Source organism: Sphaerisporangium sp. NPDC005289 (assembly GCF_040607455.1).
Classification (GTDB): Bacteria; Actinomycetota; Actinomycetes; order Streptosporangiales; family Streptosporangiaceae; genus Sphaerisporangium; species Sphaerisporangium rhizosphaerae.
The window spans coordinates 1-1926 of the sequence record NZ_JBEXGS010000061.1 but is presented as its reverse complement, the minus strand read 5'-3'; the positions used below and the strand labels follow the sequence as shown (position 1 = coordinate 1926).

At 69.5% G+C, this 1926-nt stretch carries 2 protein-coding genes; both read right to left on the bottom strand.

The window, feature by feature from the left end:
• Window positions 1–1058, bottom strand: a 1058-nt coding sequence (locus tag ABZT47_RS40265; protein ID WP_354854086.1) for a PHB depolymerase family esterase, incomplete at its 3' end; no start/stop codon positions are given.
• 118 nt (window positions 1059–1176) lie between these two features.
• Window positions 1177–1926, bottom strand: a 750-nt coding sequence (locus ABZT47_RS40260; RefSeq protein ID WP_354854083.1) for a lectin, incomplete at its 5' end; no start/stop codon positions are given.

Sequence of the window (1926 nt, the reverse complement as noted above, 5' to 3'; positions counted from 1 at the left end):
GTGGAACGGTTCGGCACGTCGATGCACCGCCCGGACGCGACACCCCGGATCGGACCGCTTCCGCCACCAGCCGTCGGCGTGGGCGTCGGGGTGGGTGTGGGGGTGACGGTGGGGGTGACCGTCGGGGTCGGCGTGGGAGTGGGGTTCACGGTGCCGTCGAGACCGAAGAAGCGGATCGCGTAGATGCCCATGCCGGTGTGCGGCAGGTCATGGCCGGCGCCGGAAATGGTCCACGCCTCGACCTGGCCCGAGCCGAAGACCCGCCGGGTCCACCCGGACTGCGGAGTGGTGGTGGAGGTGGCGGTCTGGCCGATCCCCCACACGTTGGTCCACTGGTCGACCTCTTCTTGCAGCATGGTGTAGTTCAGCACCGAGTCGTTGGTGCCGTGCCAGGCCATGACCCGTGGCCGCGGCCCGGTGTAGCCGGAGTAGGCGGCGCGCGCCAGGTCGCCCCACTGCTGCGGCGTCTTGTCCCCGCATCCGGCCGGCCCGAGGCAGCCGTAGGGCACGCCCGAGAAGGGCGCGCCGGCCGCGAAGACGTCGGGGTAGGTGGCCAGCAGGTTGTTGGTCTCCATCGCGCCGGAGGAGAAGCCGGTGGCGAACACCCTCTGCGGGTCGCCGTTGTAGCGCTGCAGTGTGTAGTTGACCATGGAGACGATCGAGACCGGGTCGCTGCCGCCGGCGTGGCGCAGAGCCTCGTTCGACCACACGTCGAAGCAGTTGGACATGCCGTTGGCGCTCTTGTTGGCCTGCGGGTAGATGACGATGAACCCGTAGCGGTCGGCCAGCGAGGCGAACTCGGTGCCCTGGTAGAAGCCCTGGGCCGTGCCGTTGCATCCGTGCATCGCGACCAGGACGCCTGGCCGTGATGACACGTTGTTGGGGACATAGATGTACATCGGGAGGTTGCCGGGGTTGGACCCGAAGTTGGTCACCTGGGTCAGCGTCGCCGCCGACGCTCGCGGCACCGGCGCCGCGACCATGGACACCGCCGTGATCACGGCCGCGGCCAGCGCGGCGATGCCCATGCCGGCGAGTGCCCGGAAATGCCGTCTCATCGGTCTGCCTTTCACTCAAGGGGCGCAGGAGCGGGGCGCGGCGGTACGGGAGCGGCGGAAGGGTGGTGGGCACCGGCGGACGGCGGTCAGCGCCGCCCGCCGGGCCGATGAGGGAGCGTCAGACCCGGGTCCAACGCTGGTTGGTTCCGCCGTTGCAGGACCAGATCTGCAGCTTGACGCCGTTGGCGGTGGAGTAGTTCGGCACGTCGAGGCACTTGTTCGCGCCGATGGCCGTGATGCTGCCGTCGGAGTTGAACCGCCACTGCTGGTTGCTCTGCCCGTTGCAGTCCCAGATCGCCACCTGCGCGCCGTCGGCCGTGCTCGCGTTGGACACGTCCAGGCACTTGTTGCCGTACACTCGCAGCTCACCGCTGCCGGTCGGCGCCCACTGCTGGTTGGCCTGCCCGTTGCAGTCCCAGATCTGCACCTGCGCGCCGTTGGCCTGCGAGACGTTGGCGACGTCCAGGCACCGGCCCGAGCCGACGCCCCGGATCGCGCTCGTGGTGGAGGGCGTCGGCGTGGGAGTGGGAGTGGGGTTCGAGCCGCCGGGCTGGCCGATGCTGCCGGAGACCGACTGCAGCGCCGCGTACCAGGCGGCGGCCATCTTGTCGTAGCCGTTGGCGGTGGGGTGGATGCCGTCGATCAGGTCGCCGGTGGTGAGCTTGCTGTGCATGTCGACGAGGTAGACGTGCTTGCCGCTGCTGACCTTGCTCTGGACGATGCCGGGGATGGCCGCGTTGAAGGTGCGGACGGAGTTCTCCTGGCCGGAGTTGGACAGCGGGATGATGGTGGCGACGAACACGTCGGCGTTGGGCACGGCCGAGGTGATGTGGTCGATCAGGGTGGACAGCCGCTGGGGGGCGCTGGA